We start from the raw sequence: 16,586 nt of genomic DNA on the forward strand, positions 1-16,586 counted from the left end.
TGAACAACTGCGGTGAGTTACGGCATCGTTCCGGACGGGATGGATATCCACTCGAACCGGTGAAGGGGCCAACCGGAAGGCCAACACCCCTTCACCGTGCAGGGTTTGGGCCTACTTCTCGACCTCGGCGGCGAGCCTGGCGAGCACGGCGTCGTAGATCCGGCCGAGACCCTTGGGCGCGAAGGTCTTCTCGAAGAAGCCGCCGATGCCGCCCGCGCCCTTCCAGGTGGTGGTGACGACGACCCGGGACCTCCCCTCGCCGGCGGGGGTGACGCGCCACGTGGTGACCATGGAGGAGTTGCGGTCCTTCTCGACCAGCTCGCCGTCGGTGGGCTCACTGACCTCCAGGAGGCAGTCGCGCACCCGCTTGCTGGTGGCCTGGAGCTTCCAGTGCACGAGGGTGCCCTCGCCGTCGCCGCCCTCGCGGACCTCGTACTCGCTGAAGTGCTCGGACAGCAGCTTCTGCCGCGTGCCGCGGTAGTCGGCGAGGGCGTCGAACACCTTCTCCGCGTCCGCCGCGACGACCCGCTCCGTAGTGGCCTCGACCTGCGCCATTGCGTTCCTCCAGGACCGTGTTTCTCGGGGTTGGGGAAAGCCAACCACCCCGGTGCCCGGCCGCCCAAATCGGGGTGGCCAACGAGGTCGCACGACCGGGCCAGGGCCGGATCGCCCGGCTGGTCGCGGCTGGTCGCACGGCCGGTCGCACGATCATGGGAACAGATGTTCTATTGTGTGCGGCAGTGCTACCGAGGAGGCGTCATGCGCTGGGAGAACCTCACGGGCGAGAGCGAACACGGCCGGGCCGCCGAGGCGGCGCTGTTCGGCGCGGACGCCGTCACCACCCGCACGTTCGACACGCCCGAGTTCCGCGGGATCACCTTCCACGAGGTCCGGGCGCGTTCGGTGCTCAACCGGGTGCCGGGCGCCTCGCGCATGCCGTTCGAGTGGACCGTCAATCCGTACCGGGGCTGCACGCACGCATGCGTCTACTGTTTCGCCAGGAAGACGCACAGCTATCTGGACCTCGACACCGGCATCGGCTTCGACACCCAGATCGTGGTCAAGGTGAACGCACCCGAGGTGCTGCGCCGCCAGCTCGCCTCCCGCCGCTGGCAGGGAGACCACGTGGCGATGGGCACGAACGTCGACTGCTACCAGCGCGCGGAGGGCCGCTACCGCCTGATGCCGGGCATCATCTCCGCCCTCACCGAGCACGCCAACCCGTTCTCGATCCTGACCAAGGGCACCCTGATCCTGCGCGACCTGGACCTGCTGGTCCGCGCGGCCGAGGTGACGGACATCGGCATCTCCGTCTCCATCGGCTTCCTCGACCCCGAGCTGTGGCGCACGGTGGAGCCGGGCACGCCCGCGCCGGAACGCCGCCTGGAGGTGGTGCGCACCCTGGGCGAGCACGGCATCGGCTGCGGGGTGCTGATGGCGCCGGTCATCCCGTTCCTGAGCGACCACCCGGAACGGCTGCGGGCCACGGTACGGGCGATCGCGGCGGCCGGGGCCACCTCCGTCACCCCCCTGGTGCTGCATCTGCGGCCCGGCGCGCGGGAGTGGTTCATGGCCTGGCTCGGGCAGCACCATCCGCACCTGGTGCGGCGCTACGAACGGCTGTACGCGGAGGGCGCCTACGCGCCCAAGTGGTACCAGCGCCGGATCACCCGTCAGGTGCACGAGCTGGCCGAGGAGTACGGCATCGGGCCCACCCGTCCGGGCCTGGCCCGCCGGATCCGCCCGGCCCGGCCGGCCGAGCCCCCGGCCGCGGCCGAACCGACCCAGCTCACGCTCCTGTGAGAACCCAAACGGGTCAACTATGCCTATAACGCGGTCTTCAGAGCACCGATTCCGGGACGATCCGGCGAAAGATGTGACCCTCGCGGTCCGTCGACACCTCCGTCCCGGGAGAACGCATGAGAACACGCGCAGCCGTGCTGTGCGCAGCCGCCGCCGTACTGGCCGGCTCGGTCACCGCCGTTCCCGCGGGGGCCGCGCCGTCGGCACACCTCAGCTGGAAGAAGTGCGGCACCGGCGACTATCCGACGCTCCAGTGCGCCTTGTTGAAGGTCCCGTTGGACCAGGCGCACCCGTCGGGACGGCAGATCACGCTCGCCCTCTCCCGCGTCCCGCACACCGCGAAGACCTCCCAGGGACCGCTGCTGGTCAACCCCGGCGGGCCCGGTGGCAGCGGACTGACGCTCGCCGGTTTCGTCGCCTCGGCCCTGCCCCGTGACGTGGCCGCGCAGTACGACGTCATCGGCTTCGACCCGCGCGGGGTGGGCAGGAGCAGCCCGGCCCTGAACTGCGCGCCGGGCCACTTCAGGACGGTGCGCCCGGACACCGTGCCCGCCACGGCCGCGCTGGAGCGGACCAACCTGGCACGCGCGAAGTCCTTCGCCGCCGCCTGCGGCCGCAAGTACGCCGACCTGCTGCCGTACATGGACACGGTGAGCGCCGCGCGGGACATGGACGCCGTCCGCCGGGCGCTCGGCGCGCGGAGGATCAGCTACTTCGGCTACTCCTACGGCACCTACCTCGGCGCGGTCTACGCGAGGCTGTATCCGCAGCGGGTGCGTCGCCTGGTGCTGGACTCGATCGTCGACCCGACCGGCGTCTGGTACCAGGACAACCTCGCCCAGGAGTACGCCTTCAACGACCGCCATCGCGCGCTGATGGCCTGGATCGCCCGGTACGACTCCACGTACCACCTCGGCAAGGATCCCGCGGAGATCGAGGCCGGGTGGTACGCGATGCGGGCGGCGCTGGCGAAGAAGCCGGCCGAAGGCAAGGTGGGTGCCGCCGAGTTGGAGGACACCTTCATCCCCGGCGGCTACTACGACGGTTACTGGCCCTACCTCGCCGAGGCGTTCGCGGCGTACGTGCGCGAGGGCAAGACCGGGCCGCTGGTGGAGGCGTACCAGAACTTCGGTGCCGTGGGCGGCTCGGGGGACAACGGGTACAGCATCTATGCGGCGGTGCAGTGCCGTGACGCCTCCTGGCCCGGCAGCTGGAACCGGTGGCGCGCCGACACCTGGCGGGTCTACGGCAAGGCGCCCTTCATGGCCTGGAACAACGCCTGGTACAACGCGCCGTGCGCGTTCTGGCCGGCCGCCAGGCGCCGGCCGGTGAACATCGCCAACACCGGACTGCCGCCGGCGCTGCTCTTCCAGGCGACGGACGACGCGGCCACGCCGTACCCCGGCGGGGTCGCGGTGCACCGGCTGCTCGCCCGGTCCAGCCTGGTGGTCGAGGAGGGCGGCGGCAACCACGGCATCACACTGAGCGGGAACGCCTGCCTGGACAAGTACCTCGCGGCGTATCTGACGGACGGCAGGGTGCCGCGCGGCGCGGGTTCGGGTGGCGCCGACGCGGTCTGCGCGAAGTCGCCCGACCCGAAACCACTGGCGGCGAAGGCGGCGTCGACGTCGTCCCGCGGCTCGGCCCTGCACGGCCTGCTGGGCTTGCGCCGGTAGCCTCGGCGGGCGCCGACGGCTCCTGCGGGCGCCGGGGGCCCGTCACGCCGTCGCCGTCCGGGGCGTTGTCAGTGGGACGGTCCACCATGGAGCCATGACCGAACCGACGCGCATCCCCGCCCCCGACGGTGTGGCCCCCGCGGCCCAGTACAGCCACGTCGTCTCGGCGACCGGCCGCTTCGTCGCCGTCTCCGGCCAGCTCCCCCTGGACGGGAACGGCAAGCTGGTCGGCGAGGGCGACCCCGCGGCCCAGGCCCGCCAGGTCTTCGAGAACCTGGAGCGCTGCCTGGCCGCGGCCGGCGCCGGCTTCGAACACGTGGTGAAACTGACGTACTTCGTCACCGACACGGCCCACCTCCCGGCCATCCGCGCGGCCCGCGCGACCCACATACCCGACGACCGCCTCCCGGCGTCCTCCGCGGTCCAGGTGGCCGCCCTGGTGGCCCCGGAGTTCCTGATGGAGATCGAGGCACTCGCGGTGGTGAGCGACTAGGCGGGCAGGGGTTTCACCGTCAGGTGGCGGTCCTCCGGGATCCGGCCGGACGACCGCCCTCGTGCCCTGCGACGTCCCGGTCCGGCGGGCGCCGCACTAGGGTGCGGGCATGGAGCACTAGGGTGCGGGCATGGACGAACCGCTGACGTATGTCCGCCCGATGGACCTCGCCGACTGCGACCGGGTCTCCGAGATCCGCATCCGTGGCTGGCAGCACGCCTATCGGGGACTGATGCCGCAGGCGTACCTCGACGGACTCGGCGTCGCCGCGGACGCCGAGCGGCGCCGGGCCCGGTTCGACCAGGGGGACGGCTCCGTCGTCCACCTGGTCGCCGAGCGGGCGGGAGAGGTCCTCGGGTGGGCGGCGTTCGGGCCGTACCGGGACGGTGAAGTGCGCACGGCGGACGCGGAGTTGTACGCGATCTACGTGGATCCGGCGCACCTCGGCCGTGGGTGCGGAGGGGCGTTGCTGTCGGCGTCGGTCGAGCAGTGCTCCTCGTACCCCCGCGTCCTCCTGTGGGTCCTGAAGGAGAACGCCGCCGCCCGTCGCTTCTACGAGCGCGCCGGATTCCGGTCCGACGGCGCGGAGGAGCCCTTCGACGTGGACGGGGTGCCCGTGCCGGAGGTGCGCTATGTGAAGGAACTGACCGGCTGACCCCGGTCAGGTCACCTCCCTGGGCTCCGGGATCCGCGCCAGCGCCCGCACCGCCGCCTCCGCCAGGGAGGGGTGGGCCAGGGCCTCCTTCAGGACGCGGCGGGCCCGGGCGTCGCCGAGGGTGCCGAGTCCCTCGACGCAGGCCAGGGCGACGCGGCGGTAGGGGTCGTGCGGGCGCAGCCGGCGTTCCAGGGTGGTGATCAGGGCGGGCACGGACTCGGGAGCGCGCAGGTCGGTCAGGAGCCGTACCGGGTGCAGGGCGTAGGCGACGCGGAGTTCGTTGGTGGCCAGGGCCGCCGCGGCGCGGGCCGTGCGGGGGTCGCCGAGGCGGGCGAGGGCATGGGCGGCGGAGGCACAGCGCGGGGGGTCGCGGTGGTTGAGCAGGAGCACCAGGGACTCGAAGGCGCGCCGGTCGCCGGCGAGGCCGAGCCGGAACGCGGCCAGTTCCCTGGCCCACAGCGGCTGTCCGGGTGCGGTGAGCACCTCCGCGAGTTCGTCGTGGTCCTCGGTCACCAGCAGCCGGTCGAACGCCACCGAGCCGCGCGACTCCTGCCGTAAGCGCTCCGTGAGCGATCGCAACTCTTCGTCCACGAAGTCCAGCGTAGGCGGGTGGCGGGGCTCGAGGGAGCTACATCACAAACTCCGGTCGGACTCAGGTCTGGCGTGCTCGTTACCCGCGGGTTAAGCTCAGACGAGCGAGTTACCCACTCGCGCTTTCCGCCGGCCACGGTTTGGTGACGCAGCCGTAGCAGGCGAAGTCGGTTCGGTACGTACGTGTACCGCAGTACGACCCGGCTCCGGGACAGGGCCGGTCGGATTCCCTGCCGATTGCCGATCGCGGGCGTGTGCCACGCCCGTGGCACCCGGCGGCACCGGGCGTGTGCGCTCGCAGCCCGGCAACACCCGCATCCCTTTCCGCTCCGTGGTGCGCCCCTCGGCGCACCCGGCGCGTTCTCCTCGTCGTCACCCTCATTCCTGGAGTCCCGCGATGGCCACTCCCCTTTCCGACTCAAGCCTGTCCCCGCTCAAGACGATCGCCGTCGTCGGCCTCGGCACCATGGGCACCGGCATCACCGAGGTCCTCGCCAAGGCGGGCCGCGAGGTGATCGGCATCGACATCAGCGAGGCCCAGGCCGCGAGCTGCGTCGCCGCCCTGGAGGCCCGCACCGCCCACTGCGTGGAGCGCGGCCGGCTCACCGAGCAGGAGCGCGCCGACGCCCTGGCCCGGGTCCGCACCACCACCGACCTCGCGGCGGCCGCCGACGCCGACCTCGTCATCGAGGTGGCCCCGGAGTCGTACGAGGTCAAGCACAAGATCTTCCGCGAGCTGGACGGCGTCGTCCGCCCGGAGACGATCCTCGCCACCGGCACCAACGCCCTGTCCGTCACCCGCCTTGCCGCCGACTCGGCCCGCCCCGAGCGCGTGCTCGGCCTGCACTTCTTCAACCCGGCGCCGGCCATGAAGCTGGTCGAGATCGTCTCCTCGGTGCTGACCGCGCCGGGTGCCGTCGCCGCGGTGACGGACCTCGCGATCGAGCTGGGCAAGGAGCCGGTCGCGGTCGGCGACCGCCCCGGTTTCGTCGCGGACGGCCTGCTCTTCGGCTACCTCAACCAGGCCGCCGCGATGTACGAGGCCCGGTACGCCTCCCGCGAGGACATCGACGCGGCGATGCGGCTCGGCTGCGGTCTGCCGATGGGCCCGCTCGCGCTGCTGGACCTGATCGGCATCGACACCGCGCGTACGGTCCTGGAGGCCATGTACGCCGAGTCCCACGACCGGCTGCACGCCCCGGCCCCGATCCTGAAGCAGCTCAGCGAGGCGGGCCTGACCGGCCGCAAGTCCGGGCGCGGCTTCTACAGCTACGAGGCGCCGGGCAGCGCCACGGTGGTCCCGGACGCCCTGACCCCGGCGGCGGACGGTGCGACGGCTCAGGGGCGCGAGGTGCGCTCGGTCGGCGTCGCCGGCTCCGGCACCATGGCCTCCGGCATCGCCGAGGTCTTCGCCAAGGCGGGCTACGACGTCGTCCTCGCCGCCCGCAGCGAGGAGAAGGCCCAGGCCGCCAAGGCCCGGATCGGCAAGTCGCTCTCGCGCTCCGTCGACAAGGGCCGGCTGACCGCCGAGGCCGCCGCGCAGATCCTGGACCGGATCACCCCGGCCGGGTCCTACGACTCCTTCGCCGAGGTCGACCTGGCCGTCGAGGCGATCGCCGAGGACCTGCAGATCAAGCAGCAGCTGTTCGCCACGCTGGACAAGGTCTGCAAGCCCGGTGCGGTCCTCGCCACCACCACCTCCTCGCTGCCCGTCGTGGCCTGTGCCCGCGCCACCTCGCGCCCGCAGGACGTCATCGGCATGCACTTCTTCAACCCGGCACCGGCCATGAAGCTGGTCGAGGTCGTGCGGACCGTACTGACGGCCGACGATGTCCACGCGACCGTCCGCGAGGTCTGCGCGAAGATCAAGAAGCACGCGGTGGACTGCGGCGACCGGGCCGGCTTCATCGTGAACGCGCTGCTGTTCCCGTACCTGAACAACGCCATCAAGATGGTCGAGGAGCACTACGCGTCCCTGGACGACATCGACGCGGCGATGAAGCTCGGCGGCGGCTACCCGATGGGCCCCTTCGAGCTGCTGGACGTGGTCGGCCTGGACGTCTCGCTGGCCATCGAGAAGGTCCTGCACCGCGAGTTCCGCGACCCCGGCCTGGCCCCGGCCCCGCTGCTGGAGCACCTGGTGGCCGCGGGCTGCCTCGGCCGCAAGACCGGCCGTGGCTTCCGCGAGTATGCCCGCCGCTGACGGCGCCGGCGACTGGTCCGACGCGGAGACGGACTGGGGCGGACTGCTCGGCCCCGCGGACGTGCCCCCGCCCTCCTGGGGCGGGGGTGGCTCCCGGGACGGGACAACCCCCTCACCCGCGCACCGAACTGCGCACATGCAGTACGTTCGGGTCATGTCCCAGCCCGCCAAGTCCTCACGTACACCAGCTACGCCCGACGCGCCGGAAAGTGCCGCAGGCAGCCGCGCCGCCGCCCAGCGGCTCAAGATGCGCCGAGAACTGGCGGCCGCAGCCATGGAGCTCTTCGCGACCAAGGGGTACGAGGCGACCACCGTCGACGAGATCGCGGCCGCCGCCGGAGTCGCCCGCCGTACGTTCTTCCGCCACTTCCGCTCCAAGGAAGAGGCGATCTTCCCGGACCACGACGACACGCTGATCCGCGCCGAGGCGGTGCTCAACGCCGCCCCCGCGCACGAGCACCCGCTCGACACCGTGTGCCGCGGCATCAAGGAAGTCATGAGGATGTACGCGGCCGCGCCGGAGATCTCGGTCGCCCGTTACAAGCTGACCCGCGAGGTGCCGACCCTGAGGGAGGCCGAGATCGCCTCGGTGGCCCGCTACGAGCGCCTCTTCACCCGCTACCTCCTCGGCCACTTCGACGAGCACGCGCACGCGGACGACGCCAACGACGACCCGCTGCTGGCCGAGGTGGCCGCCTCCGCGGTCGTCACGGCCCACAACCACGTCCTCAGGCGCTGGCTGCGGGCGGGCGGCCAGGGGGACGTCGAGGCCCAGCTCGACCACGCCTTCGCGATCGTGCGGAAGACGTTCGGCACCGGGATCGGGGCGGGGCGCGGCACGGCTCCGCGACCGGCGGCCGCCACGGCTTCCGTGCAGGGCGAGGTGCTCGTGACGGTCGCCCACACCGACGCGCCGCTGCACGAGGTCATGCGCACCATCGAACAGGCCCTCAAGGAGCGCTGAACCCGCGTTTCCGACTGTGACAACGGCCACCCCCCGGGTGGCCGTTTTTGCATGTCAGCGCACCTTTTCACCCTCACTCGGGACCGCATTCGATCGATCATCGCTCATCTGTCAAGTAAAGATTTCATCTGAGGGCAAGCTCTGGCACTCAGTGCCTTGCCACCTGACACGCGGTGTCATACGTTGAAGGTGTCCGGGCGGCCGGCGAGCAGAGACCATTCGCTCGCCGGCTGTCCCCAAGGGCTCATGGCCCGAGCGCCCGGACGCCTGCGTCACAGGCAACCTCCCGCGCCACAAAGCGCTGCCGAAGCACCACCGAGCCGAACCGACGGCAACCCTCTCAAAACCCTCAGCAGCACTCCCAAGCAGCAGCACCGACGAACCCTCAGCGCCCCTCCCTCAGGGCGCTCACCGCCGGAGGCAACACCGTGACCGTGAAGGACATCCTGGACGCGATCCAGTCGAAGGACGCCACGTCCGCCGACTTCGCCGCCCTGCCGCTCCCCGACTCGTACCGCGCGATCACCGTGCACAAGGACGAGACGGAGATGTTCGCGGGCCTGCAGACCCGCGACAAGGACCCGCGCAAGTCGATCCACCTCGACGAGGTCCCCGTGCCGGAACTCGGCCCGGGTGAGGCCCTGGTGGCCGTCATGGCCTCCTCGGTCAACTACAACTCGGTGTGGACCTCGATCTTCGAGCCGCTGTCCACGTTCGGGTTCCTGGAGCGCTACGGCCGCACCAACGAGCTGGCCAAGCGCCACGACCTGCCGTACCACATCATCGGCTCCGACCTCGCGGGCGTCGTCCTGCGCACCGGCCCGGGCGTGAACGCCTGGAAGCCCGGTGACGAGGTCGTCGCGCACTGCCTGTCGGTCGAGCTGGAGTCCTCCGACGGCCACAACGACACCATGCTCGACCCCGAGCAGCGCATCTGGGGCTTCGAGACCAACTTCGGCGGCCTCGCCGAGATCGCCCTGGTCAAGTCCAACCAGCTGATGCCGAAGCCGGGCCACCTCAGCTGGGAGGAGGCCGCGGCCCCGGGCCTGGTGAACTCCACCGCCTACCGCCAGCTGGTCTCCCGCAACGGCGCCGGCATGAAGCAGGGCGACAACGTGCTCATCTGGGGCGCGAGCGGCGGCCTCGGCTCCTACGCCACCCAGTTCGCCCTGGCCGGCGGCGCCAACCCGATCTGTGTCGTCTCCAGCGAGCAGAAGGCGGACATCTGCCGCTCGATGGGCGCCGAGTCGATCATCGACCGCAACGCCGAGGGCTACAAGTTCTGGAAGGACGAGCACACCCAGGACCCGAAGGAGTGGAAGCGCTTCGGCAAGCGCATCCGCGAGCTCACCGGCGGCGAGGACATCGACATCGTCTTCGAGCACCCCGGCCGCGAGACCTTCGGCGCGAGCGTCTACGTCACCCGCAAGGGCGGCACCATCACCACCTGCGCCTCGACCTCGGGCTACATGCACGAGTACGACAACCGCTACCTGTGGATGTCCCTGAAGCGGATCATCGGCTCCCACTTCGCCAACTACCGCGAGGCCTGGGAGGCCAACCGCCTCATCGCCAAGGGCAAGATCCACCCGACCCTGTCGAAGGTGTACTCCCTTGAGGAGACCGGTCAGGCGGCGTACGACGTCCACCGCAACCTGCACCAGGGCAAGGTCGGCGTGCTCTGCCTCGCGCCCGAGGAAGGCCTCGGTGTGCGCGACGAGGAGATGCGCGCCCAGCACATCGACGCCATCAACCGCTTCCGGAACGTCTGAGAGCCGCAGATGACAGAGCGTCAGAAGGACCGTCCGTGGCTCATGCGGACGTACGCCGGCCACTCCACGGCCGAGGCGTCCAACGAGCTGTACCGGCGCAATCTCGCCAAGGGCCAGACCGGTCTGTCGGTGGCGTTCGACCTGCCGACGCAGACCGGCTACGACCCCGACCACATCCTCGCCCGCGGCGAGGTCGGCCGGGTCGGCGTGCCCGTCGCGCACCTCGGTGACATGCGCCGGCTGTTCCAGGACATCCCGCTGGAGCAGATGAACACCTCGATGACGATCAATGCCACCGCCATGTGGCTGCTGGCGCTCTACCAGGTCGTCGCCGAGGAGCAGGGCGCGGACATCACCAAGCTCCAGGGCACGACCCAGAACGACATCGTCAAGGAGTACCTGTCCCGCGGGACCCACGTCTTCCCGCCGGGGCCCTCGCTCCGCCTGACGACGGACATGATCGCGTACACGGTCTCCCACATCCCGAAGTGGAACCCGATCAACATCTGCAGCTACCACCTGCAGGAGGCCGGGGCCACGCCGGTGCAGGAGATCGCGTACGCGATGTCCACCGCCATCGCCGTCCTCGACGCCGTCCGTGACTCCGGCCAGGTGCCGCAGGAGCGCATGGGTGACGTGGTCGCCCGCATCTCCTTCTTCGTCAACGCGGGCGTCCGCTTCATCGAGGAGATGTGCAAGATGCGGGCCTTCGGCCGCATCTGGGACAAGGTCACGCGCGAGCGGTACGGCATCGAGGACCCCAAGCAGCGCCGCTTCCGGTACGGCGTCCAGGTCAACTCCCTAGGCCTGACGGAGGCGCAGCCCGAGAACAACGTCCAGCGGATCGTGCTGGAGATGCTGGCGGTCACCCTCTCCAAGGACGCACGCGCGCGTGCCGTACAGCTGCCGGCCTGGAACGAGGCCCTGGGCCTGCCCCGGCCCTGGGACCAGCAGTGGAGCCTGCGCATCCAGCAGGTGCTGGCGTACGAGAGCGATCTGCTGGAGTACGAGGACATCTTCGAGGGCTCGAAGGTGATCGAGGCGAAGGTGGACCAGCTGGTCGCGGACGCCCTCGCCGAGATCGACCGGATCCAGGAGATGGGCGGCGCCATGGCCGCCGTGGAGTCCGGCTACCTGAAGTCGCAGCTCGTCGCCTCGCACGCCGAGCGCCGCGCCCGGATCGAGTCCGGCGAGGAGAAGATCATCGGTGTCAACGCCTTCGAGGGCACCGAGCCGAACCCGCTGACGGCCGACCTGGACACCGCGATCATGACGGTCGACCCGGCGGTCGAGGCCCGGGTCATCGCCGGGCTGCAGAACTGGCGCGACACGCGCTACCAGCCGCCCTTCAACCACCCGCGCCCCTGCAAGGCGCTGGAGCGGCTGAAGGAGGCCGCCAAGGGCACGGACAACCTGATGGAGGCCACGCTGGAGTGCGCCCGCGCCGGGGTCACGACCGGCGAGTGGGCCGGGGCCCTGCGCGAGGTGTTCGGCGAGTTCCGGGCGCCCACCGGGGTCTCCTCCGCACCGGTGGCCGTCGCCGCCGAGCCGGGCTCCGCGCTCGCCGAGGTCCGGGCCAAGGTCGACGCCACCGCCCGCGACCTGGGCGTCGGCAAGCTGCGCTTCCTGGTCGGCAAGCCGGGCCTGGACGGGCACTCCAACGGCGCCGAGCAGATCGCCGTTCGCGCGCGTGACGCCGGCTTCGAGGTGGTCTACCAGGGCATCCGGCTGACGCCCGAACAGATCGTGGACGCGGCCCTCGCCGAGGACGTGCACGCGGTCGGCCTGTCGATCCTGTCCGGCTCGCACGCCCAGCTGGTGCCGGACGTACTCCAGCGGCTGCGTGTGGCCGGTGCCACAGATATACCCGTGATCGCTGGTGGCATCATCCCGAATGGTGACGCCGAGCAGCTCAGGGCCGCCGGAGTGGCCGCCGTCTTCACCCCGAAGGACTTCGACATCACCGGAATCATCGGCCGCATCGTCGACGAGATCCGGAAAGCGAACAAGCTCGACCCCCTGGAGGTCCCCGCATGACCACCCCTGTCAACCGCCTTCGCCCGCGGCGCTCCTGCCTGGCCGTACCGGGCAGCAACCCGCGCTTCCTGGAGAAGGCGCAGGGCCTCCCGGCGGACCAGGTCTTCCTGGACCTGGAGGACGCCTGCGCGCCCCTCGCCAAGCCCGAGGCGCGGCACACCATCGTCAAGTTCCTCAACGAGGGCGACTGGACGGGCAAGACGCGGGTCGTGCGCGTCAACGACTGGACGACCGAGTGGACGTACCGTGACGTCGTCACGGTCGTCGAGGGCGCCGGCCAGAACCTCGACTGCATCATGCTGCCGAAGGTGCAGACGGCCGAGCAGGTCGTCGCCCTGGACCTCCTGCTGACCCAGATCGAGAAGACCATGGGCTTCGAGGTCGGCAAGATCGGCATCGAGGCGCAGATCGAGAACGCCCAGGGCCTGAACAACGTCAACGCGATCGCGCAGGCCTCCCCGCGCGTCGAGACCATCATCTTCGGCCCGGCCGACTTCATGGCCTCCATCAACATGAAGTCCCTCGTCGTGGGCGAGCAGCCGCCCGGCTACCCGGCGGACGCCTACCACTACATCCTGATGAAGATCCTGATGGCCGCCCGCGCCAACAACCTCCAGGCCATCGACGGTCCCTACCTGCAGATCCGCAACGTCGAGGGCTACCGCGCGGTCGCCCAGCGCGCCGCCGCGCTCGGCTTCGACGGCAAGTGGGTGCTGCACCCGGGCCAGGTCGAGGCGTCCAACGAGATCTTCTCGCCCTCGCAGGAGGACTACGACCACGCCGAGCTGATCCTGGACGCGTACGACTACTACACGTCCGAGGCGGGCGGCAAGAAGGGCTCCGCGATGCTCGGCGACGAGATGATCGACGAGGCCAGCCGCAAGATGGCCCTGGTCATCTCGGGCAAGGGCCGGGCCGCCGGCATGCAGCGCACGTCGAAGTTCGAGATCCCGGAGGCCTGAGCGCGATGCAGTTCGGACGCACCTACGAGGAGTTCGAGGTCGGGGCGACGTACAAGCACTGGCCGGGCAAGACGGTCACGGAGTACGACGACCACCTGTTCTGTCTCCTCACCATGAACCACCACCCGCTCCACATGGACACCAACTATGCGGAGAAGACGACGGACTTCGGCAAGAACGTCGTCGTCGGGAACTACATCTACTCCCTCCTGCTCGGCATGTCCGTGCCGGACATCTCCGGCAAGGCGATCGCCAACCTGGAGATCGAGTCGCTGAAGCACGTGGCGCCGACCTTCCACGGCGACACGATCTACGGCGAGACGACGGTGCTGGACAAGTGGCCGTCGAAGTCGAAGAACGACCGCGGGATCGTCTACGTCGAGACCAAGGGCTACAAGCAGGACGGCACCCTGGTGTGTGTCTTCCGCCGCAAGGTCATGGTGCCCACCGAGACGTACATCAAGGAGCGCGGCGGCGAGCAGCCCGGCCGCCCGGAGCTGAAGCAGCAGGAGAAGTAATGGCGCGCCTCGCCCAGACCGCCGGTCTGACCGACGTCCAGCAGGAGATCCTCTCCACCGTCCGGGACTTTGTCGACAAGGAGATCATTCCTGTCGCGACCGAGCTGGAGCACCGCGACGAGTACCCGCAGCAGATCGTGGACGGCCTGAAGGAACTCGGCCTGTTCGGTCTGATGATCCCCGAGGAGTACGGCGGCCTGGGCGAGTCGCTGCTCACCTACGCGCTGTGCGTGGAGGAGATCGCCCGCGGCTGGATGTCGGTGTCCGGCATCATCAACACCCACTTCATCGTCGCGTACATGCTCAAGCAGCACGGCACGCAGGAGCAGAAGGACCACTTCCTGCCGCGCATGGCGGCCGGCGACATCCGGGGCGCCTTCTCGATGTCGGAGCCGGGTCTGGGCTCCGACGTGTCGGCGATCACCTCCAAGGCGGTCAAGGACGGCGACGAGTACGTCCTGAACGGCCAGAAGATGTGGCTGACGAACGGCGGGACGTCGTCCCTGGTGGCCGTGCTGGTCCGGAGTGACGAGGGTCACCCCGAGGGCACGGCGCCCCACAAGTCGATGACCACCTTCCTGATCGAGAAGGAGCCGGGCTTCGGCGAGGTCCGGCCGGGCCTCACCATCCCCGGCAAGATCGACAAGATGGGCTACAAGGGCGTCGACACCACCGAGTTGATCATGGACGGCCTGCGCCTTCCGGCCGATCGGGTGCTCGGCGGCGTCACCGGCCGAGGTTTTTACCAAATGATGGACGGCGTCGAGGTCGGCCGGGTCAACGTGGCGGCGCGCGGCTGTGGCGTCGCCCAGCGCGCCTTCGAGCTCGGCGTGCAGTACGCCCAGCAGCGGCACACCTTCGGCAAGCCGATCGCCCAGCACCAGGCCATCCAGTTCAAGCTGGCCGAGATGGCGACCAAGGTCGAGGCGGCCCATGCGATGATGGTCAACGCCGCGCGCAAGAAGGACTCCGGCGAGCGGAACGACCTCGAGGCCGGCATGGCGAAGTACCTGGCCTCCGAGTACTGCAAGGAGGTCGTGGAGGACGCCTTCCGGATCCACGGCGGCTACGGCTTCTCCAAGGAGTACGAGATCGAGCGCCTCTACCGCGAGGCCCCGATGCTGCTCATCGGTGAAGGTACCGCCGAGATCCAGAAAATGATCATCGGCCGCAGGCTGCTCGAAGAGTATCGGTTCCAGGGCTGATTGTCCCGGTACGGGGTGTTTTCTTCGAGAAGAAGATCACACCCCGTAGATACTCTTCGGCCGTCGACTCGGCAGCCTGGCTTGCCCAGTTGCAGCCCGCGACCGGTACGATCCCCGGAAAGCCGCCGTCCCCCGTCTTGCGCGGCATCATCCGCTACGAAGGTCATCCATGCCCCACAGCCAAACCTCTGCACCTCGCGACAGCCGAGCCGGCGTACGCCTCGCGCGCGGAGCATCGCCGTGGCTTCTCCCGACCGTCGCCACCGCAGCCCTCAGCCTCGCCCGCGCCCGCCGCTCCGGCGCGGCCAAGGCCGTGGCCGTGCCCGCCACCGCGCTCGCCGCGGGCATGCTGTGGTTCTTCCGCGACCCCGAGCGCGAGATCGGCTCCGGCCGGGTGATTTCGCCCGCCGACGGTGTGGTGCAGAGCATCATGCCGTGGAAGGACGGGCGCACCCGCGTCGCGATCTTCATGAGCCCGCTGAACGTCCACGTCAACCGCGCGCCCCTCGCGGGCACGGTGACGTCCGTCGAGCACATCCCCGGCGGCTTTGTTCCGGCTTTCAACAAGGAGAGCGAGAACAACGAGCGCGTAGTCTGGCATTTCGACACCGAACTCGGCGACATCGAGATGATCCAGATCGCCGGCGCGGTGGCCCGCCGCATCGTGCCCTACATCCCTCAGGGCACGAAGGTCGAGCAGGGCGACCGTATCGGTCTGATCCGCTTCGGCTCGCGTGTCGACCTCTACCTGCCCGAGGGCGTGGAGGTCGCGGTCGAGGTCGGACAGAAGACCGTGGCTGGGGTGACTCGCATTGACCGTGATTGATCCGGAGACCCAGGCGGGCTGGGTGCCCGAGGCCGACGAGGTGGACGAAGAGGAGGAGATGCCCCTCTCTCTCCGTCTGTCGATAGCGGACACCCTCACCCTCGGCAACGCCACGTGCGGGTTCATGGCCGTGTACTTCACCACCACCGGCATCCTGATCCCGCATCTGACCGGCAACGACGAGTCCGCGGGCATGGCGCGGCACAGCGCCGCCACGGCCGTCATCCTGATGCTCTGCGCGGCCGTCTTCGACCTGTTCGACGGACTGGTGGCACGCAAGCTGCGTTCCTCGCCCATGGGCGCCGAGCTGGACAACCTGTCCGACCTGATCAGCTTCGGGCTCGCGCCCGCGTACTTCGTCCTCGTCTACGGCATGGTCGCGGACGACGCGCACCAGAGAATGGCGGCGCTCGGGGCGATCGTGGTGCTCCTGGCCGTCGTCCTGCGCCTGGCCCGCTTCTCGTGCGTGACCATGAAGGACGGCATGTTCCAGGGCATGCCCAGCCCCTTCGGGGCGCTGACGGTGGTCTCCATCGTCCTGCTGGAGCTGCCCTTCGTGGCGACGCTGCTGGCGATCCTGGGGACGGCGTGGCTGATGGTGAGCCGGGTGGAGTACCCGAAGCCCAGGGGGCGCCTGGCCGGGGCCATGCTCTCCTGGATCGTCCTGTCGATGGGCCTGCTGGCGGCCTGGGCCTTCGACGCCCCGGGCGGTCAGCTGCTCCTCCAGACGGGCTGTGCACTGCAGCTGGTCATGGGCGCGGTGATTCCGTTGTTCGCCACGGCTCGGCGGGTGAACAACTTCCGCGACAACCGGCGTGAGGCACGGGCGGCGCAGTTGCCGTAGCGGCGCGTACGCCTGCGGCGCCCATGCCGAGGGCCCC

At 69.9% G+C, this 16,586-nt stretch carries 15 protein-coding genes; 13 read left to right on the plus strand and 2 right to left on the minus strand.

Annotated features, from left to right (window positions below):
* Positions 1-111: 111 nt before the first annotated feature.
* Positions 112-555 (minus strand): SRPBCC family protein, encoded by a 444-nt coding sequence (locus ACFYZB_RS37030; protein ID WP_351214823.1) that lies wholly within the window; start codon positions 553-555, stop codon positions 112-114.
* A 204-nt stretch (positions 556-759) separates the two neighbouring features.
* Between ACFYZB_RS37030 and ACFYZB_RS37035 the strand changes: the two genes are divergently transcribed.
* The 4 genes from ACFYZB_RS37035 (at position 760) to ACFYZB_RS37050 (ending at position 4,627) form a co-directional block, all read left to right on the plus strand.
* Positions 760-1,803, plus strand: coding sequence for an Rv2578c family radical SAM protein (locus ACFYZB_RS37035; RefSeq protein ID WP_388765969.1), 1,044 nt, complete (start codon positions 760-762; stop codon positions 1,801-1,803).
* Between the two features lie 116 nt (positions 1,804-1,919).
* Positions 1,920-3,479: an alpha/beta hydrolase gene (locus ACFYZB_RS37040; RefSeq protein ID WP_388765971.1), complete on the plus strand. Its 1,560-nt coding sequence runs from the start codon at positions 1,920-1,922 to the stop codon at positions 3,477-3,479.
* Between the two features lie 94 nt (positions 3,480-3,573).
* Entirely contained in the window at positions 3,574-3,972 is a 399-nt protein-coding gene (locus ACFYZB_RS37045) for a RidA family protein (protein WP_351214829.1), read from the plus strand.
* Positions 3,973-4,102: 130 nt separating this feature from the next.
* Positions 4,103-4,627 carry a GNAT family N-acetyltransferase gene (locus ACFYZB_RS37050; RefSeq protein WP_388765973.1) on the plus strand — a complete coding sequence of 175 codons (525 nt, stop codon included), beginning with the start codon at positions 4,103-4,105 and terminating at the stop codon, positions 4,625-4,627.
* Between the two features lie 6 nt (positions 4,628-4,633).
* Here ACFYZB_RS37050 and ACFYZB_RS37055 read toward each other — a convergent pair whose 3' ends face one another.
* Positions 4,634-5,218 carry an adenylosuccinate lyase gene (locus ACFYZB_RS37055; protein WP_351214833.1) on the minus strand — a complete coding sequence of 195 codons (585 nt, stop codon included), beginning with the start codon at positions 5,216-5,218 and terminating at the stop codon, positions 4,634-4,636.
* A 397-nt stretch (positions 5,219-5,615) separates the two neighbouring features.
* On the opposite strand from ACFYZB_RS37055, the gene ACFYZB_RS37060 reads away from it, so the two are divergent.
* The 9 genes from ACFYZB_RS37060 (at position 5,616) to pssA (ending at position 16,549) form a co-directional block, all read left to right on the plus strand.
* Positions 5,616-7,421: a 3-hydroxyacyl-CoA dehydrogenase family protein gene (locus ACFYZB_RS37060; protein WP_388765975.1), complete on the plus strand. Its 1,806-nt coding sequence runs from the start codon at positions 5,616-5,618 to the stop codon at positions 7,419-7,421.
* A gap of 154 nt (positions 7,422-7,575) precedes the next feature.
* On the plus strand, positions 7,576-8,385 hold the full coding sequence (locus ACFYZB_RS37065; protein ID WP_351214837.1) for a TetR family transcriptional regulator: 810 nt from the start codon (positions 7,576-7,578) through the stop codon (positions 8,383-8,385).
* 428 nt (positions 8,386-8,813) lie between these two features.
* Positions 8,814-10,157: a crotonyl-CoA carboxylase/reductase gene (ccrA, locus tag ACFYZB_RS37070; RefSeq protein WP_388765979.1), complete on the plus strand. Its 1,344-nt coding sequence runs from the start codon at positions 8,814-8,816 to the stop codon at positions 10,155-10,157.
* Between the two features lie 9 nt (positions 10,158-10,166).
* Complete coding sequence (locus ACFYZB_RS37075; protein WP_388765981.1) at positions 10,167-12,194, plus strand: protein meaA; 2,028 nt, start codon at positions 10,167-10,169, stop codon at positions 12,192-12,194.
* Positions 12,191-13,156 (plus strand): HpcH/HpaI aldolase/citrate lyase family protein, encoded by a 966-nt coding sequence (locus tag ACFYZB_RS37080; RefSeq protein ID WP_388765983.1) that lies wholly within the window; start codon positions 12,191-12,193, stop codon positions 13,154-13,156. The genes ACFYZB_RS37075 and ACFYZB_RS37080 overlap by 4 nt, the downstream gene beginning before the upstream one ends.
* Positions 13,157-13,161: 5 nt before the next feature.
* Entirely contained in the window at positions 13,162-13,674 is a 513-nt protein-coding gene (locus ACFYZB_RS37085; protein ID WP_019757884.1) for a MaoC family dehydratase, read from the plus strand.
* A complete protein-coding gene (locus ACFYZB_RS37090) occupies positions 13,674-14,879 on the plus strand; it encodes an acyl-CoA dehydrogenase family protein (RefSeq protein ID WP_388765985.1) in 1,206 nt (401 codons plus the stop codon). The genes ACFYZB_RS37085 and ACFYZB_RS37090 overlap by 1 nt, the downstream gene beginning before the upstream one ends.
* Before the next feature lie 169 nt (positions 14,880-15,048).
* Positions 15,049-15,705, plus strand: coding sequence for a phosphatidylserine decarboxylase (locus ACFYZB_RS37095; protein WP_351214844.1), 657 nt, complete (start codon positions 15,049-15,051; stop codon positions 15,703-15,705).
* A gap of 22 nt (positions 15,706-15,727) precedes the next feature.
* Positions 15,728-16,549, plus strand: coding sequence for a CDP-diacylglycerol--serine O-phosphatidyltransferase (gene pssA, locus ACFYZB_RS37100; RefSeq protein ID WP_388766050.1), 822 nt, complete (start codon positions 15,728-15,730; stop codon positions 16,547-16,549).
* The last annotated feature ends 37 nt before the right edge of the window (positions 16,550-16,586 follow it).

Origin of the sequence: Streptomyces sp. NPDC001852, from assembly GCF_042891825.1 — a bacterium.
Classification (GTDB): domain Bacteria; phylum Actinomycetota; class Actinomycetes; order Streptomycetales; family Streptomycetaceae; genus Streptomyces.